A 25,663-nucleotide genomic window follows, 5' to 3' on the forward strand; every position below is an offset into this window, starting at 1 on the left:
TAAAAAATATACTCAGTAAATACGAGAGATAATCGTTTAGGTATGGATTCTAAAGCATTAAATTTACATAATTTTCAATGTATTGTTTAAAAACTTTCACTCTGTTTGGCATATAATTTCTATCCTTGAATATTAAAGAGATAGGTCGAATGCTACCGATCCAATTAGGTAACACTTGCACTAACTCTCCATTAACTAAACTTTTTTGAACAAACTGAGATGGAACAAAACATATCCCCATTCCTGCTTTGGTTGCGTCAATTATTAGTTCAGTATCATCCATAATTAAATAAGGATTTGCTTGTACCTCATAATATTCTTTATTTGTGGTATTAGTAAGTGACCAGCTTAGGTTATGGCTTATATTAATTAAATTTTTGTCGAGTAAATCAATTGGATGTGTACATATAGGTATTTGTTCTAAATAATCTTTGGATGAGCACAATATATTTTTCGATAATAGTATTCGTTTTGCTATCCAATCACTATCGGTCAAATCTCCCACACGTATGGCAATATCTATATTCATATCAGCTAAATTGACAATTTGATTCGTAGCCATTAAATCTATTTTTATATCAGGGTATGTTTTCATAAATGAAAACACACAGTTTCCAAGCCATTGATGTGTTAGGCTTAATGGTGCAGTTATTCTTATTGTTCCGGATAACTTTTTATTAAAATCATACAAATCTTCAGCTGTTTCAACGAACTCCTCAACTAAGGTAGTAAATTTAGCAATATACATTTGTCCTAATGTGGTAAGGGTGATCTTCCTACTGCTTCTATGCATCAAAAGACCGCCAATAGCTTCTTCTAATTGAGTTAGACGTCTGCTTATAGTTGGTGAAGGCATACAAAGTTTATGCGATGCCTTAACAATACTACCTTCTTTAATTACATTAATGAAAATGACCAAATCATCTAATGATAATTTCATTTTTGAAATTTAACCTTCTTTTTTTGTTTATTGTATTATAAATGGATTATTCATAAAATCAAAATCTATCAGTTATTGACCTACCTTAAGCAACGAGGACTAACTTGATATCATCAGATGCCTTTTTATGAATAAAATAGAGATTAAAATGAAAAAAAAAATTACAATTTTACTTGTTACACTATCAACCTTTTTTTGGGGAACTAATTTTAATGCAGGTTCAATAGTTGTCTCTTCCGTATCGCCACTTACAGCAGCTTCTGAACGATTTATTATTGCAACATTAGCTATTTTTGTTTTTATGATCATTAAAGATAAAGGCAACATCAGCACATTTAGATTAAATTGGAAACCATTAATTTTACTTGGGTTATGTGGCATTACAGGCTTCAATTTAGCCTTTTTTATCGGATTACAAACTACATCCGCTTTAAATGGTGCACTTATTATGGCTACATCGCCAGTGACAACCATATTAATATCATCAATTATAGAAAAACACCGTGTTTCATTGCCACAAACTGTAGGGATGTTGATCAGCTTGATTGGTGTAATTTTAGTGATAAGCCATGGTGATATAAATAATATACTTAAATTACATTTTACTCGTGGTGATTTGATTATTTTATTGGGAAATCTGGCTTGGGCAACCTACACTGTTGGATGTCGTAGATTTATATCCGATTCGACACCATTACAAACAACAGCTTTTACGATGTTATTTGGTACTATAGGAATAGTTGTATTTTCTTTTTATCAAAGTGACTTAATAAAAGAGATTGAAGAAATTTCAACATACAATCAAATTATTCTTATTTATATGGGACTTGTTGGTTCAGTATTAGCATATTTATTTTGGAATGTTGGGATAAAAGAACTAGGAGCAGCTAATACTTCATTGTTTTTCAATTTCGTACCTGTTTTTACTTTATTACTCGCTTTTATAACCGGTACAATACCCAATTTATTACAGTTAGCTGGAGCCCTTTTAGTTATAAGTGGAGTGATATATGCGACAGGATCTTATCAAATATTAAAAATTAATCGTTAAAAAAGTCCTAATATCACAATTCAATAATCATTATTTGACATAATTAACCATAAGTTCGAGAGTTTTTTTGTTTAAAGATTTTTTGAGTAAAATGTCATTTAATGTTTTGTGCAATGACGGTTAAGTAGATTTGTACTCGTTATGGCTATTCCCTCATTCAATTAGTACGAAAAGGATCAGCTATTAACCTAAATATGTGATTATATCAAACAGGTAATGTGTTTTATGAGTAGCACGGGATGAGACTTTTGGCTTATCACTGATATTTATAAGCACTTGAAAAAGCAGCAGAGCATTTAAATAATGGTAAATACCAGCTCACAACATTTCATGCTGGCGAACTATTAGCAGAAGAACTTCGGCTTGCGCAAGAGTCATTGAGTGAAATCACTGGCGAATTTACCTCCAATGATCTACTAGGGCGCATATTCAGCTCATTTTGCATTGGTAAATAAGCTGAACATAATGTTGGTTAGAAATATAGGGATAGAAATAAAAAGTCATATCCCTATGAAGTGTTTTAAGAATTAAAAATTAACTTAAGCTATTTATTTTTGCCGGCATTATTTGGAACTAAAAATAAAATTGAAATAAAACATAACAGACAAAATCCGACATTAATCCATAATCCAATTGCTGCGCCAGTTGCTATACTTTGACCACTGGCAATAACTGCAGCATAAATTGATGCTGAAATGGCGACACCAAAAGCACCGCCTAATGAACTTGCCATTTTATATATTCCTGATGCAATACCAACTTTATCTTCAGGGGCGCTAGAAATTGCTGTGTCGATCGAAGGTGTCGCATAAAAACCTAAACCAAGACCAAATAAAATATAGCCACCTAATACTGAAATGATATAAAGCATATCTGGTAAAAATGTCAGCGTCATCAATGCAATTCCGGAACCAGTAATTAACGGTCCCATTAACATTGGTTTTTTCGCACCTACCTTTTGTAAGATTTTTTCACCAACACGAATCATACATAAAACCGAAACTAAATAACCAATAGTTAATAATCCATTTTGGAAAGAGGTAAACCCTCGCCCCTGTTGGGTATAAGTGCTGGCCACAATTAACGTGCCTGCAACAGCATTTAGCATAAAGTTGGATAAGGTAGCACCACGGTAAGGGATATTTTTAAATAATGCAAAATCAATGAAAGCGCCACTCGCTTTACTTTTTTCAATAACAAAAAATAAAATCATAAAAACAAAACAAACGGTAGCCAACGATAATGTTGTTAGACTAGTCCATCCAAAAGTAGAACCTTTGGTTATCACAAGATTTAATGAAACTAACGTAATAACAAAAACAAATAGCCCTACATAATCAAATTTTGGCAGACTCGAAGGATCTTCAATTTTGGTTTCAGGAGTTCCTTTCAACAAAAGCATACCTAATACAGCACAGATAATAGAGATTATAAAGATCCATTGCCAACCTAAATAAGTCGCTATTGCACCGCCAGCAAGCACACAAGTGCCCGAGCCGCCCCAAGATCCAATCGACCAAAAACTCAATGCACGCTGACGATCTTTGCCTTGATAATAGGTTTTCACTAATGCTAAAGTCGATGGCATAATACAGGCTGCAGATAAGCCTTGAATAATGCGTCCAAAGGTAAATAATATTTCTCCTTGGGCGAAAATCAAACAAAGACAACCAATAATACTTAAAATAAAACCAAAGTAAGTAAAACGAACTCGTCCAAAGCGATCAGCTAAACCACCAGCAACCACAATAAAGCAGCCAGAGAAAAGTGCAGTCAAACTTACTGCTAAATTAAAAGAGGCTGGAGTGATACCAACTGTATGCTGAACAGCCGGTCCAACATTGACTATTGATTGAGCAAACAGCCAAAAAGTAATAACTCCTAATACAATACCTAATGTTAACCGGTTATAACTTTTAACTTGCTTGGTGCTAGAATTCTTTGAAGTTGACATATTTAAACCAGACATAGAAGCGATTTATCCTTATTTACTTAAATATGTTTCAGTTAATGCAACCCAATATGACGCAGCAGGAACAATACATTTATCATTAAAATCATAACCAGGATTATGAACACTACAAAATCCTGGTTCGTCTCCATTGCCGATAATCATGTAACAACCATTTGGATTGCTCTCTAACATAAAAGCAAAATCTTCACTGCCCATAAAAGGATGGCAATTATCATGAACACGATCTTTACCGACTAATTTCTGAGCAACTTCTAATGCAAATTTTGTTGCATTAGCACCATTATGTAAAACAGGGCTACCATTGATATGTTCGATTTTAACTGAGGCGCCAAAACTTTCCGCCTGCGAAGTGGCAATTTCGGTAATACGCTTGAGCAATAAAGTCCGGGTATTATTATCTAATGCTCTGACGGTTAGCTTCATCAATGCATCGCTATTGACCACATTGGGGGCTTCGCCAGATTGAATACAACCAATCGTGATAACAGCTTTCTCAAAGGGTGAAACATTGCGGGAAACAATACTTTGTAAAGCAATGCCAATATAACAAGCAACAAGCGTCGCATCAATTCCTCGCTCAGGCATGGCTCCATGAGCACCTTTCCCTTTGATGGTGATATGAATCGTATCGGATGAAGCCATAAGAGCACCGCTTTTAAAATAAAAATGGCCTTCCTTAAATCCGGGCATATTGTGAATACCGAAAATCACATCACAAGGAAATTGTTTAAATAAACCCTCATCGACCATCACTTTCCCACCATATAACAACTCTTCAGCTGGTTGAAAAATGACATGTAAAGTCCCATCAAAGTTGCGTGTTTCGGCAAGATATTTAGCTGCACATAGCAAAATAGTGGTATGCCCATCATGACCACAACCGTGGAATTTACCATGGCTAACACTGCTCCAAGGTTTACCCGAAGCTTCAACAATAGGTAATGCATCCATGTCAGCTCTAATACCTATTTTCTTATTACTAGCGCCATTTTTCAAAACACCAACGACGCCAGTTTTTGCTAGACCACTATGAACCTCATAGCCCCATTCAGATAGCTTATTTGCAACTAAATCACTGGTTTTTTTCTCTTCAAAACCTAACTCAGGATGTTTATGAATCTGATGTCGAATATCAACAAATTCTTGTTCTGTTTTTCTAATCGTTTCCATAATATGCTGCATTTTAGGCTCCTAATTAACCTGAATATCGTTTATGAGAAAAAATAAAAATGGAACTATACATCTAAGTTAAAATTATATTTAAAAACAAAAAATAACTTTATTATCAAAACCACATAGATGAATAAATATACAATCTAATTTTGTATAAGTCGATTATTTCTGTTATTCAATTTTTATTCTTGAAGGATAACCTTGCTTATTTTTCTTGGCACCATGGTTTATTTGAGTATAAAGGAGCAGAAACGCTCAATCATTACGTTTTATTAATAACAGATATAAATCTTATAAATTTTCACTATTCTGAGGTGTTTTTTTTGTAGGCTTATTGGCGTAATATAATCACTATACTTTATATGACAGACAAATTTATTTTAATTATAGATGTTCCAACGTTGCACTAGATGAATTATAGATAACAAAAGGGGATAATGATGAAATTAATCGTCGATAATATGAGTTGTCAACATTGTGTTAAAACCATTATTAAAGCAATTAATGATATTGATCCTAAAGCTAAAGTGACCGTTGATTTAGCGAAGCATGAGGTTGATATAGAAGGTGGTACTATCTCACAAGAAGCTGCAATTCAAGCCGTTAATCAAGCGGGGTTTGAGTTTGTGGGTATTTCGTATTAAGGCAATACTATTTACAATTTCTCATTTTAAACGATTAAGACAATCGCTTAAATACTAGATAATACAAATATCCAATAGCCTCTATTTTACTAGATGATGCACTAAAAAAGTTTTCATATACTTCATTGGCACGGATTGTCGATGAAGTATATAGCTGTTGAAAATAGCGTTTGCCGAAAATACTACATTTAGCTTTCTAGCCTTTTCCTGCGGTGTCCCACCATTGATAAAAATGGTGAGTAGGTCCAATTCCTTTACCAATTTTCAAATTATCTGCATTTTCAATGGCACCTTGTAGGTATTTTTTTGCTTGTTTAACGGCTTCTTCTAACTCATATTTTGGTAGTAATGCTGAAATAGCTGCCGATAATGTGCAACCTGTACCATGAGTGTTTTTAGTTTGGATACGTGGTGATGCCATTCTGATGATCTTTGTTGGCGTGATTAGATAATCCGGACTTTCTTGACTTGGCAAATGTCCCCCTTTCATTAATACTGCCTGACAGCCTAATTTGAGTAGCTCATAACCCTGTTGTTGCATTTCATCTTCGTTTTGTGCCTCATGACAATCAAGTAATGCTGCTGCTTCTGGAAGGTTAGGGGTGATGATGGTGGCTAATGGTAATAGCAATTCTCGAATAGCGGTAATGGCATCATTTCTCAATAAAGGATGCCCCCCTTTGGCTATCATTACCGTATCAAGAACAATATTGGCAATAGGATTATTGCTTAATAGATGATTAACCGTGGTTACAATCTCTTTATTCATCAGCATACCGATTTTAACGCTATCAATATGGATATCTTGATAAAGTGTGTTAAATTGAGCCTTAACAAATTCGGGTGGCACTTGGTATATGCTATTAACACCTTGTGTACTTTGTGCGGTTAAAGCAGTAATGACTGACATCCCATAAGCGCCAAGCGCTGAAAAGGCCTTTAAATCGGCCTGAATACCTGCACCGCCACTAGGATCGCTACCAGCTATAGTTAATGAAACTGTTGTCATGGTTTAATTTCCTATCTTGCTTGTCTTATTTTTCTAATCAAATCAGATGTGGCCTTAGCAATATCTCCTTGCCCGCAAATTGCGGATACAACGGCAATACCTTCAATGCCAGTTTGAATCACTTCAGTTAAATTGTTTACACCGATACCACCGATCGCAACGGCAGGGCATTGTTTTGCTTTAACAAGTTCAGTCAATTGGGCGATGCCTATTGCTTTTGCTGCATCTTTTTTGGTGGGGGTTGGATAGATAGGGCCAATACCTAGATAATCGACTAGTTGCCAAGGAACGCGCTCAAGTTGCGAATAATTAGAGACTGAAAGCCCTATCCATTTATCTTCTCCAATTAATCGTCGTGCAACTTCGACAGGTAGATCGCTTTGTCCAACATGAACACCATCGGCATCGACAGCTAAAGCTATATCAATATGATCATTAATCAATAGTGGAACTTGAGTGTCGATTAATACTTCTTTTAAAGCTTGGGCGGCTTTATACCAATTTCTACCTGAATATTCTTGTTCTGAACGTAATTGAACGGCAGTAACACCATTTTCAACTGCAAACTTAGTGGTATTAACCATACCATTTATGCCATCACAAAGTACTGGATCAAGTACTAAATAGAGTGTTAAATCAAGTTGCTTCTTCATCAAAAATCCTTATTTGTGGTGAAAAGAGAAAGTTGGTCAATAATTGACATAGCAAAAGTACCTAGCCCTTGCTGTTTATTAGCAAGTTCACCCGCTTTTTTCATCATAAAGCAGGCTGAAGCAGTAGCCTTTAAATGATCTTCAGAACTTGCAATCAATGCTGCCACAATCGCAGATAATGAACAACCAGTACCAGTTACTTGTGTTAGCGCGATATCACCCCCAACAATGCTATAAACCTGCTCACCATCTGTGACATAATCGGTCTCACCTGTTATTGCAACAATGGTTTGATATTTCTTGGCTAATAGCATTGCCGCATCTAATGCAGAATCAGTAGAATCCAGCCCATCAGGCCCTTTTGATGATGATTGTTGACCACTTAATGCTAGAATTTCTGAAGCATTTCCTCGAATAACTGTCGGTTTAAATGTTAATAATTGCTTAGCAATTTCAGTACGATATTTCAATGCTGCTCCAACTGCGACAGGATCTAATACCCAAGGAGTTTGATTAGCTTTTGCGGCGGCTAGTAACATGCTTTTAGCGCTGTGACTATTGATCGTGCCAATATTAATTAACAAACCATTTGCAATGGCAACAAAGTCCTCAACTTCTTGCTCAGCTACCACCATCGCTGGTGAAGCCCCAATCGCCAAAAGAACGTTAGCGGTGTAATTTTGTACCACATCATTGGTAATACAATGGATTAAAGGTCGCTTCTGATGAACTTGCTCAATAAAAGGAATGGCATCTTGATTTGAAAATAATTTAATGACCGACATATTCTTTCCTTATCTAATAAATAATATTAAGGGAAGAATGTGTCAAAAGCGGTAATTAAGACAGAGACTTCCCTACGCTGGCATGATCCAGATCAGGTTCAACGGGTAAATTCTCAGTTTTTTGCTCTAACAAAAAACACCCCGAGTCTAAATAACAAATTTGGATAAAATTGAATCTATTATGAACTGAGTTTAAAAATTAAACAAGTTATTGTAATAATCTTTCTATATCACTAATGGCTCGTCTATCCGGTAAGAAAATTATTAAATGATCGCCATCTTCAATCATTAAATCCGTATTTACTATAATTACATCTTCACCACGAACCACGGCACCAATCGTAGCACCTGAAGGTAATTTTAAACTGTTAATATTTTTACCGACTAATTTTGAATTTTCCGCTTCACCACGAGCAACTACTTCGACAATTTCCGATTCACCTTGGCGTAATGAGACAACTTTAACTACACCCGTTTGCCTAACATGGCTTAGTAGTTCTGAAATAGTGGCATGTTGTGGTGAAATCGCGATATCAATAACACTATCGTTAATCAATTCTAAGTAGGCTTGTCGCTGGATAAGAACGATGACTTTTTTTGCCCCCATTCTTTTTGCCAGCATAGATGACATAATATTGGCTTCATCATCGCTAGTGACCGCCACAAACAGATCGGTTAACTCAACTTGCTCTTGTGATAATAATTCTTGGTCTGATGATTCTCCATGTAACACGGTGGTATTAACTAACTGCTCAGCTATTAATTCAGCTTTTTCTGCATTACGTTCAATCAACTTAACTTGATAATCATTCTCTAAACGTTTAGCTAAAGCAATGGCAACGCCACCGCCACCGCTAATAATAATACGTTTATAAGGTTTTTCTAGCCTTTGTAGTTCACTGGTTACTGCTTTAATATTGAGGGGAGGGGTAATAAAATAAACCATGTCTCCAGCTTCAATTAAAGTCGAACCTATTGGGCGAATAAAACGATTTTGACGATAAATAGCAACAACACGCGCTTCGACATGTGGTAAATGCTCTTTAAGTTCGGACAGTTCGCTCCCCACTAACGCACCACCGTAATAAGCGGTTACAGCAACCAAACATACACGATTATCATAAAACGAAGCAAACTGTAGAGCACCAGGATATTGAACTAATTGGCTAATATGATTTGTAATTAAGTTTTCAGGAGCAATAATATGATCGATGTTGATACAATCTTTATTGAAGAATGGGTATCTTTCATCGTTATATTCAGGAGCACGGATTCTAGCAACTTTTTGTGGAATATTAAACATCACATGCCCAATCTGACAAGCCATCATATTGACTTCATCAGAATTGGTAACGGCAACTAACATATCGGCTGATTCCGCGCCAGCACTCTCTAATACTTGTGGGTAAGAGGATTTACCGCAAATGACTTGTAAATCAAAACGCTCTTGCAAAGATTGCAATTTATCATGATCTTCATCAACGACAGTCACATCGTTCTGCTTTTCAGTTACTAGATATTCAGCAAGTGCACTACCAGTTTGGCCTGCACCAAGAATGATAATTTTCATAATAAACCTATTATAATCAAAAGGCCTCAAGCTAACTCATTATTAGAACAATAGAGCTCATATCAATTAAAGCCGTTTGATATTATTTAGTAATAATCGCAATCTTATTTTAGATTATACAAAACCGATTGCGTCATAAACCTTCTTCAACGTAGGCTCTGCTTTAGCGCGAGCTTTTTGTGCTCCTTCTTGCATAATTGAAAGAAGATAATTTTCATCATCTCGATATTGATGATATTTTGCTTGTAAACCGGTTAACATCTCGATAACTTGATTTGCCACCTCGGTTTTTAGATGACCATACATTTTGCCTTCAAACGCTTTTTCAAGTTCAGCAATCGGCTTACCTGTAATACCTGTCAAAATATCTAACAGATTTGAAACACCGGCTTTGTTTTTTGAATCATAACGTACAACAGGTGGTTCGTCTGAATCGGTCATTGCCCGTTTAATCTTCTTCTCGACATCTTTCGGATTCTCAAGTAAACCAATAACATTGTTACGATTCTCATCTGATTTAGACATCTTTTTGGTTGGATCTTGTAAAGACATCACACGAGCACCTACTTTAGAAATAAACGGCTCAGGAACAGTAAAAATATCGCCATAAAGTGCATTAAAACGCATAGCGATATCACGTGATAACTCGAGATGTTGTTTCTGATCATCACCTACAGGAACTAAATTAGCTTGATATAACAAAATATCAGCAGCCATTAATACTGGATAATCAAATAGCCCGGCGTTAATATTTTCAGAGTGACGAGATGACTTATCTTTAAACTGCGTCATACGGCTCAGTTCACCAAAATAAGTATAACAGTTCAACGCCCAACCTAATTCAGCGTGAGCTGGTACTTGTGATTGAACAAAAATAGTACTTTTTTGTGGATCGATACCACACGCCAAATAAAGCGCTAACGTATCAAGTGTTGCTTTTCGCAACTTATTAGGATCTTGACGGACCGTGATCGCATGTTGATTGACAATACAATAAACGCAATCATATTCATTTTGCAAAGACACCCAATTCTTCAAAGCCCCTAAATAGTTGCCTAATGTTAGTTCTCCTGATGGCTGAGCGCCACTAAATACAATTGGTTTACTCATAATTTATTCCTAATTTATACTCATTATTTTTTTGCATCAGCCTTTGGCTGAGGTAATAAGGTTAAAATATCTTTAAAATCATCAAATAAAAAATCAGGCTTGCTAGATGCAATCGACACCCCATAATTATAACCATAACTTAATGCTACAGTCGGGCAATTAGCATTTTTAGCAGCAGTAATATCATTCTTTGAATCACCAACAAACAGCAACTGATCACTAAACAATCCAAAGGTTGCCATGACTTGATAAAGTGGGGCAGGGTGTGGTTTCAACTTAATCACATCACCACCACCAAGTACCAATGAAAAGTATTCTTTAATACCTAATGACGTCAATAAAGCAGGTAAAAATTGTGCAGGTTTATTGGTAACTAAAGCTAAGGGATAATGATTTTCATAAAGCGTTTTTAAGGTTTCTTTAACATGCGGGAATAGCGTTGTTTGCTCATCCATAACCTTATCATAATGATGATTAAACAACTGTTTCGCTTTATTGAAATCCTCTTTAGACGGATTGCGACCAATCACGTTGAATACGCGTTCGAGCATGACATCAATGCCATTACCGACCATGTTTTTTACTTGCTCATTAGTAACGGTGGGTAACTCCAAATCTGCTAACATCTTTTGTGCAGCTAAGGCAAGGCTAGGCACACTATCGACTAAAGTTCCATCTAAATCGAAAGCAATAGCTTGAATATCATTTAACTTAGCCATGGTTAACACCTTCTAATTCTTTACGCATTGCATCAATTACGGCTTTATAATCCGGTTGACCAAATATTGCCGAACCAGCAACAAACATATCAGCACCCGCTCTGGCAATTTCAGCGATATTATCAACTTTAACACCACCATCAATTTCTAAACGAATCTTTCTGCCAGACTCAATAATGCGCTGTTTAACTTGTTGCAATTTTTTTAGAGTACTTGGTATAAATGATTGTCCACCAAAACCTGGATTAACGCTCATTAATAAAATAATGTCGACTTTATCCATCACATAATCTAAATAATCTAACGTCGTTGCAGGATTAAGTACAATTCCCGCACTGCAACCATGATCTTTAATTAATTGCAAAGAACGGTCAAGGTGAATAGTAGCTTCAGGGTGAATAGAGATATTAGTTGCGCCAGCTTTGGCAAATGAGGTAATTAAATCTTCAACCGGCGAAACCATCAAATGAACATCAATCGGAGCCTTAATACCATAATCACGAAGAGCCTTACAAAACATACTACCCATCGTCAAATTTGGTACAAAATGGTTATCCATTACATCAAAATGGACAACATCGGCACCAGCGTCTAATACTTTCTGCGTATCTTCTCCAAGACGAGCAAAATCAGCGGATAATATTGATGGTGCAATAATAAACTCTTTCATAACATACCTCTACTAATAAAACCTTATACATAAAATAGGTTATTTTTGGTACAAGGCTAATATTTCATCAATTTTTTTGCGTCCTTCGCCAGCACAGCTAATTGAGCGTCGCATTTCTGCACGGTAAAGATGGCGCGCTTTACTATATAACGTTCTGGTATACTCTGTATCGTGATTTGATAGTAGTACAGGAATATTTTTTTTATAAGCTATTTTTTCAGCTAATTGTGACAATCGCTTATGTTCTTCAAAACCAAAATTATTGGAATAATAAGCCGTAAAACCGATAGATTCATTTGGAGAAAGATAAGGCGGATCACAATAAATGACAGAATTGCGTTTTGCCATTTTCATTGCTTCATGATAAGGAGTACAAATAAACTCAGCTTTTTGTGCTTTTTGAGCAAAATAGTAGAGCTCCTTCTCAGGAAAATAGATAGTTTTGTAACGTCCAAAGGGTACATTAAAAAGCCCGCTATTATTATAGCGACATAAACCGTTATAACAGTGGCGATTCAAATAGACAAACAAAAGCGATCGTAGATATTGATCTTTACTATAATTAAAGACATCTCGTAGCTGATAAAAAGCCTCAGCTTGATTATTCTGATGATTAAATAATAGTTTAAGATCATTAATAAACTTATCAGGATTGGATTGTAATAACCTAAATAACGCAATTAGATCATGATTGATATCAGCTAAAATATAACTTTTAAAGTTTGTGTTTAAAAAAACAGAACCAGCGCCTACAAAGGGCTCAATGAGTTGGTCCCCTTCTGGTAGATATTGTTTAATTGTGTCCACAAGCTCATATTTTCCTCCAGCCCATTTTAAAAAGGCTCGTTGCTTCTTCAAAGGAAACTCCTATTTTGCTGATTTTTCTTTATTAATTGTTTCGCCAGATTTAATCCAAGGCTTATCTTTTTGTAGTGCACTTGGTAAAGATTTGATCGCTTTTCTGGCTTCGTCAGCAGAATCATATGTACCTTTAACTAAGATATACCATTTAACATTATTTCGTTTGGTTTCATAAATTTGGTAATTAGTAAGATTATGTTCTTTAACCAATCTTTTCAAACCATCAACTGAACTAGAAGAACTAAGTTGAATTGAAAACTGATCATTCTTAATTTTGGCAATCGAAGTTGAATTATTACCTGTTATTACACTATTATTTGAGTTAGAAACAGTAGGATTGCCTCTATCTGGATTTATTGGTTTATTTAAATTAGTTGATGAACCACTAGTATTTTGAGTTGTACTGTTACCCGTTGGTTGCAGCTCTGGTCTAGAACCCGATGTTGACTGTGTTGATGCTGGAGGTTGACTAACCCCATTATCGTGCTCATTAACATTACTATTAATTGGGGCTGGTGGCACAGGTGCAGAATTTTGTTGACCTTGCGCTAACGCCCCACTATCGCCACTGATTGTTGAATCAGGCGTTTGCGTCGACGAAACACCATTGACTTCCGGAGGAGTCAGTATGGTTGTTTTTTTTGAAGGACGAGATATCACAAAGCAAACCAACAAGACAATAATAGCTAAAGCTAATCCCATAATAATCAATTTTTTCTTCGAATAATGCTGAAAAAAAGTTGATATACTAAAAGAAGGCGTAGAAGACTTACTTGATTGTTCTGGTATATAACGATCATCTTTATCTACACGCATATTAACTCCTTTCAAATGGTTTATTGCCTCATGGCCAGCCGAATTTAAAAAATTGAAATTTTAAATTTGTTCTATTTTTTCAATAATATATCCAGCAACACCTTTAGCACTTTGCTCATCAGTTTTAATCGTAATATCAGCGATCTCTTCGTAAAGTGGATCACGCTCTTCGGCTAATTCTTCGTAAAGTTCACGGGGAGTATTGCCACCTTGTAATAAAGGACGACGCTTATCTTTCTGGGTTCTTGCCATCTGTTTTTCTATTGTAGTTTCTAAATAAACTACAATACCGCGAGCTGATAAACGGTTACGTGTCTCTTTAGATAAAATCGAACCACCACCAGTAGCAAGAACTATACCTTGTTTTTCAGTCAACTCATTAATGACTTTCTCTTCTCTGGCTCGGAATCCGTCTTCACCTTCTAAGTCAAAAATCCATGCAATATCAGCACCTGTACGTTTCTCGATCTCTTGGTCAGAATCAAAAAATTCCATACCTAACTGTTGTGCAATTTGTCGGCCTATTGTGCTTTTTCCTGCCCCCATAGGGCCAATTAGAAAGATATTTCGCTTTTCTGCCATTGTAGTTTCATCATCTATTAATTTTGGTTAAAATTTACAACACAATATCAATTTATAATGACTTAAATAACTCATCATTTCGGTATTGAATTGTGTAACTTACTTGGATCTCCGTCTAACGACAAAAATTTAGGTCGGTAATTATCTCAATAGATAGCCCCATTTTGCAACAGGTATTTATTAATCGATTAACTAATACCTGCTTGATGCAGATCATGAATATTCAGCGCACCAACCAATTCGCCGTGATTATTTACCACAGGTGCAGCAGTAATATTATGATCATTAAATGATTTTAAAGCTTCGACCGCTTTCCAAGTTTCAGGTATTTGATGTCCTGGACTTGTCATTACATCGACAATATTATCTTGTAATGTACCATGTTTTAGTAACAAACGGCGTAAATCGCCATCTGTAAAAACGCCAACTATTTTATTATCATCTTGGCATATTGCAACTAACCCCACACCAGTACGACTTAATTCTAACATGGCATCAAGAACTGTTGCAGATTGTGGTACTCTAGGAATTAAATCACCCTTACGCATAATATCTTTTACATGATTTAATAGTTTAGCGCCTAAACTGCCAGCTGGATGTGAACGAGCAAAATCTTCTTCCTTAAATCCACGAGCTCGCATAATGGCAATTGCCAGCGCATCGCCCATCATTAACGTATTAGTTGAGCTTGAGGTTGGAGCTAATCCCATTGGACACGCTTCCTTTTCGATTGAAATATCCAGCACTGCTTGCGCAGCTAATGCTAATGGGGAATCAAGCCCACCTGTTATGGCAATAACTGGAATATTCATTGCTGCAAGAATGGGTAAAATAAATTGAAATTCCTTAGCTCGTCCTGAATAAGAAATCAAAATCACGACATCATTCTCGGTCACCATTCCTAAATCACCGTGTAATGCTTCAGATGGATGCATAAAAAATGCTGGGCTACCAGTACTGGCTAATGATGCTGCGATCTTTTTACCAATATGACCAGATTTACCAATGCCTGACACTACAACTTTGCCTTTTGTTGACAAAATTAACTGACAAGCCTTAACAAAACTCTCACCAAGCCGAGCTGGCAGCTTCTGTGCCTCATGAAGCTCAAGTTCAAGTAATTCTCGACCATATTGTAATAATTTGTCCATTTTTAGCCACTCATCAAATTAAAACTAAAAAATATATATTGATTAAATTATTAATAGTCTAGCAATTAACTATTCAATATTCAAAAGCCTTTTAGAATAAAAAGATAAGAAATAATTGAGGAGCGCACTTTTTGGAATAAAAAATGTTGAGGAACGGGGTTTTTAAAGCTTTAGAATCCTAATCCAACTTTCACTCCAAGCACGATTAATATCACGCCTAACAACTTATCAATAATCACCTGTAACTTAAAATAACGACGTTGGACAATTTGGGTTTGGAAGACGAATACTACCATCGGCCACCAAATTGCAGCTTCAAGCCAGATTATAAAAGCAACTACCAGTTTATCTACCATCGTTGAGCTGGCATTAAGTAGTTGAGTAAAGATAGCTAGAAAAAACAGCGTGGCTTTTGGATTAAGTAAATTACACAATAGCCCTTGCATAAACGCAGCTTTGGCTGTGACATTCAGTTCCAGCGCTTGTTTGGAAACATAGGCGGTGCCACTGCTTTTGGCTAGTAACGCTTTAACTCCAATCCATAACAAATAAGCGGCTCCGGCATAACGTAATGCATTATAGATCCAAGGGGTGGCGGTGATTAATACAGCAATGCCTGCCACACAGTAACTCATATGAATGGCGATAGCACTAATTACTCCTAAACAGGTCATTAATGCTATTTTTCGGTTATAGCTTAAACTATTTTTTAAGACCAGAAAAAAATCTGGCCCGGGTGATATCATGCCTAAACAACTAATGGTTATGACCAAAATTAAGGTATCGACTGTCATTTTTGCTCTTGTGCTGCATTGTTTAACGTGGCGATGTTTGATTTATGTTGTTCGATAAATTGCTTTTTATCGAAATTTTCATCAATTAAGTAATCAGTTAAGAATTTTGCATTCGTTTTAATTTGTGCACCATTCAAAATCATTCTTGGTAAGTCGATTTGGTAAATGGTTTGGTTGGATGATTTTTGTAAATCATCACTATTCGCATTGGTTAATAAGTACAATTTGCGTTCTTTTTCCGACAATTTTTTAACGGTTTCGGTACCCGCACCCATCATTAAATGGTCAGGGAAGATATAAAATACGGTATTGTCTAGTAAACCTTGCTCTTTTAGGTGGTTAATAAATTGCCCTAAATTGTAATCGAGAGATGCGGCTACAAAAGACATGTTGTCATGCTTTGGGCTAATAACAGAGGTCATGCGTTCATCGTTAAAGCCATTTGGTGCATGGGTTGAGACGGTCGAAACAAATAGCGCAAATGGTTTGTCATTATTTTTCATCTCTTGTATTTGCTGTTCGGCGATGTCTAATATATCTTTATCATATAACCCAAATGGCGCATTTGGGTATTTGCCTGGATAGTTTTTTTCAGATACCACCTGCATTCCAACTACTTCTGCTGTGTGGCCAATGCTCGCAAATTCAGGACCAGCCATAACGTAACGAGTTTGGTAGCCTGCTTGTTTTAACACATCGCCTAATGTGACTAATTTAGTCGAGTTAGCGTTTTTTAAAGGGGATGTTGAATGCTCACCAATTAAAAATGGTACACCGGTCATATAAGTGTACATTGAGGCGGTTGTCCAGGTACTACCTGCACTCATTGGCATATTTGGATAAAAGGTATATTGTTGCTTTAGCTGTCTTAAATTAGGCGTAATATCAGCAAAATCTAAAAATCCTTGCTCGAAAGATTCTAACGATAACACAATAATATTTTTGCCTTTTTGACTGTTTAACTGTGATTTTGCAACATAATCATTCATATTGAGCGTTTGTAATGCCTGTTCAAAGGTTGCTTTTGGCGCACAGGTGACTTGATAGATTTCATAGAGGCGACTAATTGGACCATTATGATAACTAATTGAAGCAATTGCGATGACAGCAAACGATAAGCGCCATAACAATCGGCATTTATTGCGAAATAAGTTGGCTAATTTACTAATTATAAAAACTAATCCTAAAAAGACTACAATCACTAATACAGCCTGTAACTTGAAGATAAATAATCCTTCAATAATGTCATTCACATTTAAATTCACGTAAAACTGATAATCAATAAATCCACCACTAAAATAGATAGAGGTGAGTTCCATAACAATGATGACGGTCATTAAGACAATAGTGAGCAGTTGCCATTTTTTTTGTTTAAAAAAAGAAGCTAAGGTAATAGTTAAGATAAAAAGTGGTAATACGATTAAAGTCGAAAACGGCATAGTTAATGATACTCAGATTTTCTTAAAACGGGAATATTGCATCAGTATATACGTTTTAATCAGAAAAATAAAAATCGTAGATTGCAAGGTAATATTAATGCGTTGATTTTATTATATGTAACAAGCTTAATGATAATTATTATTGTTTGTTGTTGATAATTGAAAGCATTAGCAATAAGATAGCAACAATTATTTTATTTCCTAAAGCTGAAAGGTTTATGCTATGTTGTTACGTAGATTTGCCATTGTTTTGCTATTATCTTGTTTTTCCTATAGCTATGCTGATGTCACTTTACCGGCCCCACAAAAGAAAGAGGGTATGGGATTATTTGATAGTCTTAAAAAGCGTGCTTCAACGCCGGGTGGAGGATTTCCAACAGGTATGGTGTCTGACGATGAGCTTTCAAGTGTACTTTGGGCAGCCAGTGGCTTAAATCGGGGTAAAAACGGTTGGACAGTACCAATGGCAAGTGGTAAACCGCCTTATGTTCGCCTGTATGTTGCAAGTGAAAAAGGAACCTTTATATACGAGTGGGAAGGGCACTATCTTCGTGAGATCAATAATCAAGATATTCGTGGCGACATCGGTAAACAAAGTTTTACTAAACGTGCACCTTATATTTTTATTTTTGTGTCTGATGGTGACAATCTTAAAGATTATGATACCCAACAAGCCAATGATTTTAGTCAAATTGCTGTTGGCGCAATGAGCCAAAATGTTTATTTGTCGGCGACAGCATTAAAACTCAGCACACGTTATATCCATTCAATCAATCCTGAATTTATTAGTCAATCATTACAATTGCCAGAAAACAGCAAACCAATAGGGATTATGTTGTTAGGAAAATAAAGGAGTAGGAAGTGAAAAGGTATTTAACTTTAGTTGTTCTACTAATTGCCAGTTTAGCTGTTTTTAGTTCCCCTTCTTATGCAGCCGAAAAGAAATATGAAAGCTGGAATGCAATTATTGATGAGATGGATATCATTTTGAATGATGCCTACAACATCTATTTTATGAAAGACGTCGAAGGTGCTAAAGCCCGTGTTAACAATGCTTACTTTGGATTTTACGAAAAGCATGGCGTTGAGCGCGCAGTGATGTCTTATATTTCAGGTAAGCGCGGTACTGATACTGAATACCAGTTTGCAAAAATTAAACGATTAATGACACAAAATGCGCCGAATAAAACGGTGCGAGCAGAAATTGACGTTATTTTAAAAATGCTCCATGAAGATGCCAACGAGTTAGATGGTAAAAAAGAGAGTGGTTGGAGTGTCTTTTTGGCGTCGTTTATCATCATTTTCCGAGAAGGGCTAGAAGCGATATTGGTTATCGCGGCTATCTCTGCCTATCTTGTTCGCTCAAATAATAAACCGATGCTTAAAGTCGTTTATCTTAGCAGTTTTTTTGCGGTGTTCGCTAGTATTTTAGCGGCGATAGCGTTACATACAATTGTGGGATTAAGTGGTGCCAACCAAGAAATTATGGAAGGTTGCGCCATGTTATTGGCAACGGTAATGCTGTTCTTTATTAGTAATTGGATGCTGTCTAAGTCAGAATCCATAGCATGGAAAAACTATGTAGAAGGTAAGGTCCAAAATGCGGTTTCTACAGGCAGTAGTTTTGCTTTAGGATTTGCTTCCTTTTTAGCCGTATTTCGTGAAGGCGCAGAAACTATCATCTTCTATCAAGCCATGTTAGCAGATGCTAATGAGCATATGGATATGGTGTGGTATGGTTTGGGCGTGGGAATGATTGTATTAGCGTTTGTGTTTGTTATTATTCGCTTTGGTACGGTTAAATTGCCACTTAAACCGTTCTTTATTTGTACCAGTGCCTTAATGTATCTGATGGCGATTGCGTTTGCTGGTGGTGGTGTAAAAGAGTTGCAAGAAGCTGATATTATTCAGGTTACACCGGTCGATTTTGTTCATTCGGTTGAGATATTGGGTATCTATCCAACAGTTGAAACATTACTACCACAGTTGTTCATGGTAGTGGCAGTGATAGGGTCGATTATCTATTCCACAAAATATAAAAAGAAATAATTAATATAAAACATTAAAAACGATTAATGATTAGTGATAAATCGTAAATACATTGGTAGTAAATTGTTATTGACTAGTCATGATTTTATTGATTAGTGATCAAAAGTGAAAAACAAAATTAAGGAGTTTTCAATGAAAAAACTATTAGTCTCTGCTGGTATTTCATCAATACTTGCACTTTCTTCAATGGCTTATGCTGCTGCACCTGCACCAGGTGAAGAAAAAGGCTTCGAAGAGTTTCCAATTGGTGATGAAGTAACTGTTGGTCCTTTACATATTGGTGCAGTTTATTTCCAACCTGTTGATATGGAACCTGCTGGTATGGGTGGTTTACCTGCTTCAAAATCTGATATGCATATTGAAGCTGATATTTCAGCGGCTGAAGGTAATAACTTAGGTTTTGGTACTGGTGATTTCGTGCCTTACTTAACTGTAAAATATAAAATCCAAAAAGAAGGCAGTGATAAAGCTATCGAAGGTACTTTTATGCCTATGAATGCTTCAGATGGTCCTCACTATGGTAACAATATTAAGTTAGATGGTGCAGGTAAATACAAAGTAACATTTACTATCGAAAACCCTGAAAAACAAGGTTATTTATTACATGTTGATAAAGAAACTGGCGTTGAAGGTCGTTTCTGGACTAAACCAATTGAAGTTTCTTGGGACTTTAACTATATCCCTCATGCATGGTAATAATTATTTTTAATTGAATTAAATTAATAAATAATTAGTTGTAATATTGGCGAGTATAACAGCTCGCCAATAGACGTTGTAATTTTTAGGCAATTATTATGCTCCAATATCTTATCAAAATTACCGATAATACTTTTATACCAGTGATCATGTTTGCATTACTTAGTGCGACAGTTATTCAATTAAGTAAAAAACATCTTATCATCGGTTTTGTATTGGGCATGATAGCCGCGTTTATTTATGCAATATTGAAACGAAATACGGGTATTGCAGTTCGTGAATTTTATGATCTTGGTACCAATGTTGCTTGGTGCATCATTGTTGTTCCATTGCTTATTAGTTTATTTTTTAGAAAATCTCAAGCTCTCAATATTTTATTAATAGTGATTGCTACCGTAATTATCACCTCACAAAACCTACCGAATATTTTGCTTTACCCATTTGAATTTGATGTTGGCATGGACTCAATTTTCAATAATGATTATCTGTTTAAATGGGTGGGTTACGGTTTTTCTTTATTCGTTTGTATTTTAATTGGATTGTTTGTTTATCGGCTTTGTACAAGGTTTTCAACTCGATTTGTAATTGCCATTACATCGCTAGCCATTATTTTCTTTACTGTACAAAATGCAATTAACTTACTTCGAATCCTAATTGTGAGACGGTTTATCTCACCACAAAAGTGGATGATGGATTTAGTGACTTCCGTTTTAGATCATGTCAATTTGTTTACCTTTATCTTTATTGTATTGGTGCTAGTACTAAGTATTTTGTTATACATTAAATCCAAAACTACCTCCTTAGTCGGCAGTAATCCTGCCCAAGTGCGTAAATTGAAAGCAAGTTTACGCCGGGATCGTCGGACCTCATTATTATTAATGGCGGGCATTGCTATCACCGCTTACACCGTTACTCGTGCGCGCTATATTTTTGAAAAAGGGGTGGAATTAACCCCGGCTGAGCCAGTAACACCTAATGCCGATGGTTTGATTGTAATCCCATTAGATAAAGTCAATGATGGCAATCTGCATCGTTATGGTTACAAAGCAACGGATGGAACATTAATCAGATTTATTGTAATAAAGAAAAGTGAAAATGCTTATGGTGTTGGCTTTGATGCTTGTGACATCTGTGGTGCAAGTGGTTACTATCAGCGCGGTAATCAAGTTGTCTGCATTTTGTGTGATGTGGTGATGAACATTGCCACGATTGGTTTTTCTGGTGGCTGTAATCCTGTCCCGCTCAAATACGAAATTTTAGATGGCAATATGATTATTCGACCTACTCATCTTGAAGCAGAAAAGAGCCGCTTTAAGTAGACGGTATAAAAAGGAAGAAAATATGTTTCGTAGAATGTTACTTAGCGTGTTAGTTCGTCAAAAAAAGAAGCTATTTTTAATTGCTTTAACCGTTGCTTTAGGTGTTTCACTTGCGACTGCCATGTTAAATGTGATGTTTGATGTTGGTGACAAAGTTAACCAAGAGTTAAAAGCCTATGGCGCTAACTTAAGCATTGTGCCAAAAGGTGCGTCGATGGTTAATGAGTTATATCAGCTCGATGACAAACAAAACGCATATATTAAGCAAGATGATTTAGTCAAAATTAAAATGATTTTCTGGGCGTATAACATTGTTGATTTTGCCCCTTATTTAACCACCCAAGTTACGGTTAATGATAAACCGGTTACACTAGTTGGAACATGGTTTAATAAACATCTGACTATTCCAACTGGTGACAAAGTTGACACTGGAATATTAGCCATGAAGTCATGGTGGTCGATTGAAGGCAACACCATGAAGGATGATAATTTGCAAGGCGTAATGGTGGGAGAAACTATTGCCAAGCAATTGAATCTTAAATTAGGTGATAATATTGAGATAACTTCAGCTACTAAAAAAACTACCCTAACTGTGAATAACATCTTTCATAGTGGTGGTGTTGAAGACAACGATTTTTATGTATCACTGCCAGTTGCTCAGTATATGGCGAACAAAGAAGGTTTGGTAGAACGGGTTGAAGTAAGTGCTCTCACCACTCCTGAAAACGATTTAGCCCGTAAAGCAGCACAAGATCCCAACAGCTTAACGCGAGCTGAGTGGGATAAATGGTATTGTACTGCTTACATCAGTTCGATCGCCTATCAATTAGAAGAATTAATGCCAGATATTCGAGTAAAAGCGATAATGCAAGTAGCTGAATCAGAAGGCTCTATTTTACAAAAAACACAATTATTAATGTTATTGCTGACAATTTTATCGTTAATCTGTTCGGCACTGGCGATATCTAACTTAGTTACTGCTAACGTGATTGAACGTAGCACTGAAATTGGCTTATTAAAAGCACTAGGCGCAACTAATACCTCGGTATCCATGTTGATTCTTAGCGAAATACTGATTATTGCATTATTTGGCGGTATGGCCGGCTATTTTATTGGTCTCGGCTTTGCACAAATTATTGGCCAGACGGTGTTTGGTTCGTTTGTTGAGCCTAAAATGATTATTGTTCCATTGGTATTAATTATGGTAAGCCTGATTACATTGTTAGGTAGCTTGCCAGCATTACGTATTATGATGTTCTTACGCCCAACCGATGTATTGCATGGACGATAAGCGAGGCTAAATGATGATGAATAGAAACCAACGTTTTATTTTAAAAACGATATTTAGCTCGCTAATTCGCCGTCGTTCTAGGATTATTATTGCTCTACTCGGCGTAGCAATTGGAGCGACAGTATTACTTGGTATGGTGACGCTTTGTTATGATATTCCAAGACAAATGGGACAAGAGTTCCGCTCTTATGGCGCAAATTTATTAATGATGCCAGCCAATAATCAACCTACCATATCAATGACTGAGGTGAAAAAAGCGGTTGATTTACTACCGAGAGATAAAGTACTAGGTGTCACACCTTTTCGTTATAACTCTATCCGCAGTAATCAACAACCATATACCATCGTTGGCACACAATTTGATCAGGTCACCAAAACCAGTCCTTATTGGAAGATAGAAGGTGAATTACCTCAAAAAGCCAATGAAATTATGATCGGTACTGATATAGCCCAGTTTGCTAAACTTAGCATTGGTAGCACCATGCCGATTTCAGGAAAATCTAAAGAAAACTCTCGTTTTGATGAAGATTTAACTATTACTGGTATTGTGAAAACTGGCCGTGTTGAGGATAATTTTATCTTTATCGATCTTAGCGTTCTTGAAACGCTACTTGAAGAAAGCAATCAAGCTGAAGTAGTCGAAATTAGTATTACAGCAACCCAAGATGAGTTACAGCACTATATTCAAACCATCAAAGAACACTCCACCACAATCGAACCGCATCTTATAAAATGGGTAACGCAATCAGAAGCATCTGTGCTCGGTAAGCTATCATCTTTACTCTACCTAGTAACTTTAGTGGTGTTAATTTTGACCATGATCTGTGTGGCCACTACCATGATGACTGTAGTAATGGAGCGTCGCAAAGAGATAGGACTGAAAAAAGCCATCGGTGCAACCAATAGGAGTATTGCCAAAGAATTTTTAGCCGAAGGGATGATTTTAGGTATTATTGGTGGGGTGATTGGGGTTATTTGTGGTTTAATTTTTGCTCAAGTAATTAGCGCCAATGTATTTGGGCGCTCAATTGTCATTGAATTTTATTTGATACCAACAACGATTGTTATTTCGGCTGTGGTAACCATCATTGCGTGTTTGATTCCGGTAAAACGTGCACTTGAAGTTGAACCAGCATTAGTTTTACGTGGCGAATAGGATAGTAAAGTATGAATATGCTAGAAGTTAATAATGTTTCAAAGATCTATGGCTCTTTACATGCCTTGTCAGAAGTTAACTTAACCGTTGAAGAAGGTAAATGGCTATCCATTATGGGACCTTCAGGCAGTGGTAAAACCACGTTAATGAATATTATTGGTTGTATGGATAAACCGTCGCTGGGTTCAGTAATTCTAGATGGACAAGATATTACCCAACTTTCATTACCCCAACTAACGGAAATTCGGCGTGATAAAATCGGCTTAATTTTTCAACAATTTCACCTTGTATCTTATTTAACCGCATTAGAAAACGTCATGGTGGCACAATATTATCATAGCATGGTAGATGAAAAAGAAGCCTTACAAGCATTAGAGCGTGTGGGGCTTGCAGCGCGGGCCAAACATTTACCGCGTCAATTATCGGGGGGTGAACAACAACGCGTTTGTATTGCTAGGGCATTAATCAATTACCCAAAACTGATTTTAGCTGACGAGCCAACCGGTAATTTAGATGAAAGCAATGAAGCAATGGTCATGAACTTACTACATCAACTTCACGAAGAAGGAAGCACAATCATCGTTGTTACGCATTCACCGGAAGTATCAAAACATGCGCAAACAACGGTAGTTCTTGAACATGGTAAAGTAGCAAGTATTATCAATAATTAATGATTATAAGGTTTATATTTATGAAAAATCGCATTGTTTCATCTGTACTATTTATCTTAATCGGAGCGTTACTTATTCTATTCCCGCTTTATATTTTACCCGTCTGCCCACTGCCGGATGTGCAATCTATGCCAGCCGATGCTATGCATTCTGCACCGATGGATGGCCACATGCACAATGCTGGTGGCAAAATCATGAAATGTTTTTGGACATCAAGGGCGGAAATTGGTATTGGTAGTTTAGTGATAGCTATTGGTGCCTTGGTATTACTTAGCCGCTCGTTATTTGTACGTATGGGGTTAAGTATGGCTATAGCTTGCACTGCGGTCTTAGCAGCTGCGATTCCAACTATTTTAATTGGTGTATGTGGTAATGAAATGATGCGTTGCAATATGGGAGCTAAACCAGCATTGATATTATTGTCAATATTATTAGCGATTGTTGCTATTATCAATGTGATATATTTAAATAAACAAGCTAATCGCTAGTAACTATTAGCAACTATTAAAAGCATTAATCAGCCTTAACACCAATTATAG

Annotated in this window: 26 protein-coding genes, 1 pseudogene and 1 riboswitch; of the genes and pseudogenes, 11 read left to right on the plus strand and 16 right to left on the minus strand. The window is 36.3% G+C overall.

All coding sequences use genetic code 11. The annotated features are described in order from the left end of the window. Nucleotides 1-49 precede the first annotated feature (49 nt). Entirely contained in the window at nucleotides 50-940 is an 891-nt protein-coding gene (locus J3U27_RS03390; protein WP_267376825.1) for a LysR family transcriptional regulator, read from the minus strand. Nucleotides 941-1,088: 148 nt separating this feature from the next. On the opposite strand from J3U27_RS03390, the gene J3U27_RS03395 reads away from it, so the two are divergent. Together J3U27_RS03395 and J3U27_RS03400 are read left to right on the plus strand one after the other, a co-directional pair. Continuing rightward, on the plus strand, nucleotides 1,089-1,991 hold the full coding sequence (locus J3U27_RS03395) for a DMT family transporter (protein WP_065734652.1): 903 nt from the start codon (nucleotides 1,089-1,091) through the stop codon (nucleotides 1,989-1,991). A 272-nt stretch (nucleotides 1,992-2,263) separates the two neighbouring features. After that, nucleotides 2,264-2,446: pseudogene (locus tag J3U27_RS03400) on the plus strand (tRNA uridine-5-carboxymethylaminomethyl(34) synthesis GTPase MnmE); the annotation flags it as partial. Nucleotides 2,447-2,535: 89 nt separating this feature from the next. Here J3U27_RS03400 and J3U27_RS03405 read toward each other — a convergent pair. Together J3U27_RS03405 and J3U27_RS03410 are read right to left on the minus strand one after the other, a co-directional pair. After that, nucleotides 2,536-3,960 (minus strand): MFS transporter, encoded by a 1,425-nt coding sequence (locus tag J3U27_RS03405; protein WP_267353007.1) that lies wholly within the window; start codon nucleotides 3,958-3,960, stop codon nucleotides 2,536-2,538. A gap of 15 nt (nucleotides 3,961-3,975) precedes the next feature. Beyond that, nucleotides 3,976-5,148 carry a M20 aminoacylase family protein gene (locus tag J3U27_RS03410; RefSeq protein WP_267376827.1) on the minus strand — a complete coding sequence of 391 codons (1,173 nt, stop codon included), beginning with the start codon at nucleotides 5,146-5,148 and terminating at the stop codon, nucleotides 3,976-3,978. A gap of 428 nt (nucleotides 5,149-5,576) precedes the next feature. On the opposite strand from J3U27_RS03410, the gene J3U27_RS03415 reads away from it, so the two are divergent. Beyond that, on the plus strand, nucleotides 5,577-5,783 hold the full coding sequence (locus J3U27_RS03415) for a heavy-metal-associated domain-containing protein (RefSeq protein WP_267376829.1): 207 nt from the start codon (nucleotides 5,577-5,579) through the stop codon (nucleotides 5,781-5,783). A gap of 196 nt (nucleotides 5,784-5,979) precedes the next feature. On the opposite strand, the gene thiD is transcribed toward J3U27_RS03415, so the two are convergent. The 13 genes from thiD to J3U27_RS03480 all read right to left on the minus strand — a co-directional run bounded on the left by thiD (nucleotide 5,980) and on the right by J3U27_RS03480 (nucleotide 17,942). Further along, the gene (gene thiD / locus J3U27_RS03420; RefSeq protein ID WP_065563583.1) at nucleotides 5,980-6,792 is read right to left on the minus strand and encodes a bifunctional hydroxymethylpyrimidine kinase/phosphomethylpyrimidine kinase; all 813 of its coding nucleotides are present in this window, start codon (nucleotides 6,790-6,792) and stop codon (nucleotides 5,980-5,982) included. 11 nt (nucleotides 6,793-6,803) lie between these two features. Further along, nucleotides 6,804-7,445: a thiamine phosphate synthase gene (gene thiE / locus J3U27_RS03425; RefSeq protein ID WP_267376831.1), complete on the minus strand. Its 642-nt coding sequence runs from the start codon at nucleotides 7,443-7,445 to the stop codon at nucleotides 6,804-6,806. After that, nucleotides 7,445-8,230, minus strand: coding sequence for a hydroxyethylthiazole kinase (thiM, locus tag J3U27_RS03430; protein WP_267330482.1), 786 nt, complete (start codon nucleotides 8,228-8,230; stop codon nucleotides 7,445-7,447). Before thiM ends, thiE begins: the two co-directional genes overlap by 1 nt. A 52-nt stretch (nucleotides 8,231-8,282) precedes the next feature. Then, nucleotides 8,283-8,384: riboswitch (TPP riboswitch) on the minus strand. 54 nt (nucleotides 8,385-8,438) lie between these two features. Further along, nucleotides 8,439-9,800, minus strand: coding sequence for a Trk system potassium transporter TrkA (trkA, locus tag J3U27_RS03435; protein ID WP_065563580.1), 1,362 nt, complete (start codon nucleotides 9,798-9,800; stop codon nucleotides 8,439-8,441). A 114-nt stretch (nucleotides 9,801-9,914) separates the two neighbouring features. Continuing rightward, a complete protein-coding gene (trpS, locus tag J3U27_RS03440) occupies nucleotides 9,915-10,910 on the minus strand; it encodes a tryptophan--tRNA ligase (protein ID WP_267330483.1) in 996 nt (331 codons plus the stop codon). A gap of 23 nt (nucleotides 10,911-10,933) precedes the next feature. Beyond that, on the minus strand, nucleotides 10,934-11,629 hold the full coding sequence (locus J3U27_RS03445) for a phosphoglycolate phosphatase (protein WP_267376832.1): 696 nt from the start codon (nucleotides 11,627-11,629) through the stop codon (nucleotides 10,934-10,936). Further along, the gene (gene rpe, locus J3U27_RS03450) at nucleotides 11,622-12,299 is read right to left on the minus strand and encodes a ribulose-phosphate 3-epimerase (protein WP_267376833.1); all 678 of its coding nucleotides are present in this window, start codon (nucleotides 12,297-12,299) and stop codon (nucleotides 11,622-11,624) included. Before rpe ends, J3U27_RS03445 begins: the two co-directional genes overlap by 8 nt. A gap of 39 nt (nucleotides 12,300-12,338) precedes the next feature. Then, entirely contained in the window at nucleotides 12,339-13,157 is an 819-nt protein-coding gene (locus tag J3U27_RS03455; RefSeq protein ID WP_065563576.1) for a Dam family site-specific DNA-(adenine-N6)-methyltransferase, read from the minus strand. Nucleotides 13,158-13,166: 9 nt separating this feature from the next. Further along, nucleotides 13,167-13,976 (minus strand): SPOR domain-containing protein, encoded by an 810-nt coding sequence (locus tag J3U27_RS03460; RefSeq protein WP_065563575.1) that lies wholly within the window; start codon nucleotides 13,974-13,976, stop codon nucleotides 13,167-13,169. A 60-nt stretch (nucleotides 13,977-14,036) separates the two neighbouring features. Further along, nucleotides 14,037-14,558 carry a shikimate kinase AroK gene (gene aroK / locus J3U27_RS03465; RefSeq protein WP_065563574.1) on the minus strand — a complete coding sequence of 174 codons (522 nt, stop codon included), beginning with the start codon at nucleotides 14,556-14,558 and terminating at the stop codon, nucleotides 14,037-14,039. A 188-nt stretch (nucleotides 14,559-14,746) separates the two neighbouring features. Then, nucleotides 14,747-15,709 (minus strand): arabinose-5-phosphate isomerase GutQ, encoded by a 963-nt coding sequence (gutQ, locus tag J3U27_RS03470; protein ID WP_267376834.1) that lies wholly within the window; start codon nucleotides 15,707-15,709, stop codon nucleotides 14,747-14,749. 170 nt (nucleotides 15,710-15,879) lie between these two features. Beyond that, entirely contained in the window at nucleotides 15,880-16,503 is a 624-nt protein-coding gene (locus tag J3U27_RS03475) for a LysE family transporter (RefSeq protein WP_267376835.1), read from the minus strand. Beyond that, entirely contained in the window at nucleotides 16,500-17,942 is a 1,443-nt protein-coding gene (locus J3U27_RS03480; protein ID WP_267376836.1) for an LTA synthase family protein, read from the minus strand. The genes J3U27_RS03475 and J3U27_RS03480 overlap by 4 nt, the downstream gene beginning before the upstream one ends. Nucleotides 17,943-18,165: 223 nt before the next feature. On the opposite strand from J3U27_RS03480, the gene J3U27_RS03485 reads away from it, so the two are divergent. From J3U27_RS03485 to J3U27_RS03520, 8 genes are all read left to right on the plus strand, one after another. Continuing rightward, complete coding sequence (locus J3U27_RS03485) at nucleotides 18,166-18,792, plus strand: nitroreductase family protein (RefSeq protein WP_065563570.1); 627 nt, start codon at nucleotides 18,166-18,168, stop codon at nucleotides 18,790-18,792. A gap of 11 nt (nucleotides 18,793-18,803) precedes the next feature. Continuing rightward, complete coding sequence (locus J3U27_RS03490) at nucleotides 18,804-19,991, plus strand: FTR1 family iron permease (RefSeq protein WP_267376837.1); 1,188 nt, start codon at nucleotides 18,804-18,806, stop codon at nucleotides 19,989-19,991. Nucleotides 19,992-20,123: 132 nt separating this feature from the next. Next, entirely contained in the window at nucleotides 20,124-20,687 is a 564-nt protein-coding gene (locus J3U27_RS03495) for an iron transporter (RefSeq protein WP_065734643.1), read from the plus strand. Nucleotides 20,688-20,785: 98 nt separating this feature from the next. Further along, nucleotides 20,786-22,006 carry a Fe-S-containing protein gene (locus J3U27_RS03500; RefSeq protein ID WP_267376838.1) on the plus strand — a complete coding sequence of 407 codons (1,221 nt, stop codon included), beginning with the start codon at nucleotides 20,786-20,788 and terminating at the stop codon, nucleotides 22,004-22,006. Nucleotides 22,007-22,028: 22 nt separating this feature from the next. Next, on the plus strand, nucleotides 22,029-23,297 hold the full coding sequence (locus J3U27_RS03505) for an ABC transporter permease (RefSeq protein ID WP_267376839.1): 1,269 nt from the start codon (nucleotides 22,029-22,031) through the stop codon (nucleotides 23,295-23,297). 13 nt (nucleotides 23,298-23,310) lie between these two features. After that, on the plus strand, nucleotides 23,311-24,453 hold the full coding sequence (locus J3U27_RS03510; RefSeq protein WP_267376840.1) for an ABC transporter permease: 1,143 nt from the start codon (nucleotides 23,311-23,313) through the stop codon (nucleotides 24,451-24,453). 11 nt (nucleotides 24,454-24,464) lie between these two features. Then, nucleotides 24,465-25,124: an ABC transporter ATP-binding protein gene (locus J3U27_RS03515; protein WP_065563564.1), complete on the plus strand. Its 660-nt coding sequence runs from the start codon at nucleotides 24,465-24,467 to the stop codon at nucleotides 25,122-25,124. A gap of 20 nt (nucleotides 25,125-25,144) precedes the next feature. After that, nucleotides 25,145-25,612, plus strand: coding sequence for a DUF4418 family protein (locus tag J3U27_RS03520; RefSeq protein WP_267331767.1), 468 nt, complete (start codon nucleotides 25,145-25,147; stop codon nucleotides 25,610-25,612). Nucleotides 25,613-25,663: the final 51 nt, after the last annotated feature.

It is taken from the genome of Gilliamella sp. B2911, assembly GCF_026536965.1.
Lineage (GTDB): Bacteria > Pseudomonadota > Gammaproteobacteria > Enterobacterales > Orbaceae > Gilliamella > Gilliamella apicola_E.

Coding starts and splice junctions, on each gene's coding strand:
- J3U27_RS03485 (WP_065563570.1), top strand. CDS start 18,166: ATGTTGTTACGTAGATTTGCCATTGTTTTGCTATTATCTTGTTTTTCC.
- J3U27_RS03460 (WP_065563575.1), bottom strand. CDS start 13,976: ATGCGTGTAGATAAAGATGATCGTTATATACCAGAACAATCAAGTAAG.
- thiE (WP_267376831.1), bottom strand. CDS start 7,445: ATGAAGAAGCAACTTGATTTAACACTCTATTTAGTACTTGATCCAGTA.
- thiM (WP_267330482.1), bottom strand. CDS start 8,230: ATGTCGGTCATTAAATTATTTTCAAATCAAGATGCCATTCCTTTTATT.
- J3U27_RS03445 (WP_267376832.1), bottom strand. CDS start 11,629: ATGGCTAAGTTAAATGATATTCAAGCTATTGCTTTCGATTTAGATGGA.
- trpS (WP_267330483.1), bottom strand. CDS start 10,910: ATGAGTAAACCAATTGTATTTAGTGGCGCTCAGCCATCAGGAGAACTA.
- aroK (WP_065563574.1), bottom strand. CDS start 14,558: ATGGCAGAAAAGCGAAATATCTTTCTAATTGGCCCTATGGGGGCAGGA.
- thiD (WP_065563583.1), bottom strand. CDS start 6,792: ATGACAACAGTTTCATTAACTATAGCTGGTAGCGATCCTAGTGGCGGT.
- J3U27_RS03395 (WP_065734652.1), top strand. CDS start 1,089: ATGAAAAAAAAAATTACAATTTTACTTGTTACACTATCAACCTTTTTT.
- J3U27_RS03500 (WP_267376838.1), top strand. CDS start 20,786: ATGCTCCAATATCTTATCAAAATTACCGATAATACTTTTATACCAGTG.
- J3U27_RS03510 (WP_267376840.1), top strand. CDS start 23,311: ATGATGAATAGAAACCAACGTTTTATTTTAAAAACGATATTTAGCTCG.
- J3U27_RS03410 (WP_267376827.1), bottom strand. CDS start 5,148: ATGCAGCATATTATGGAAACGATTAGAAAAACAGAACAAGAATTTGTT.
- J3U27_RS03495 (WP_065734643.1), top strand. CDS start 20,124: ATGAAAAAACTATTAGTCTCTGCTGGTATTTCATCAATACTTGCACTT.
- J3U27_RS03415 (WP_267376829.1), top strand. CDS start 5,577: ATGATGAAATTAATCGTCGATAATATGAGTTGTCAACATTGTGTTAAA.
- J3U27_RS03520 (WP_267331767.1), top strand. CDS start 25,145: ATGAAAAATCGCATTGTTTCATCTGTACTATTTATCTTAATCGGAGCG.
- J3U27_RS03515 (WP_065563564.1), top strand. CDS start 24,465: ATGAATATGCTAGAAGTTAATAATGTTTCAAAGATCTATGGCTCTTTA.
- J3U27_RS03480 (WP_267376836.1), bottom strand. CDS start 17,942: ATGCCGTTTTCGACTTTAATCGTATTACCACTTTTTATCTTAACTATT.
- rpe (WP_267376833.1), bottom strand. CDS start 12,299: ATGAAAGAGTTTATTATTGCACCATCAATATTATCCGCTGATTTTGCT.
- J3U27_RS03405 (WP_267353007.1), bottom strand. CDS start 3,960: ATGTCTGGTTTAAATATGTCAACTTCAAAGAATTCTAGCACCAAGCAA.
- J3U27_RS03505 (WP_267376839.1), top strand. CDS start 22,029: ATGTTTCGTAGAATGTTACTTAGCGTGTTAGTTCGTCAAAAAAAGAAG.
- trkA (WP_065563580.1), bottom strand. CDS start 9,800: ATGAAAATTATCATTCTTGGTGCAGGCCAAACTGGTAGTGCACTTGCT.
- J3U27_RS03475 (WP_267376835.1), bottom strand. CDS start 16,503: ATGACAGTCGATACCTTAATTTTGGTCATAACCATTAGTTGTTTAGGC.
- J3U27_RS03390 (WP_267376825.1), bottom strand. CDS start 940: ATGAAATTATCATTAGATGATTTGGTCATTTTCATTAATGTAATTAAA.
- gutQ (WP_267376834.1), bottom strand. CDS start 15,709: ATGGACAAATTATTACAATATGGTCGAGAATTACTTGAACTTGAGCTT.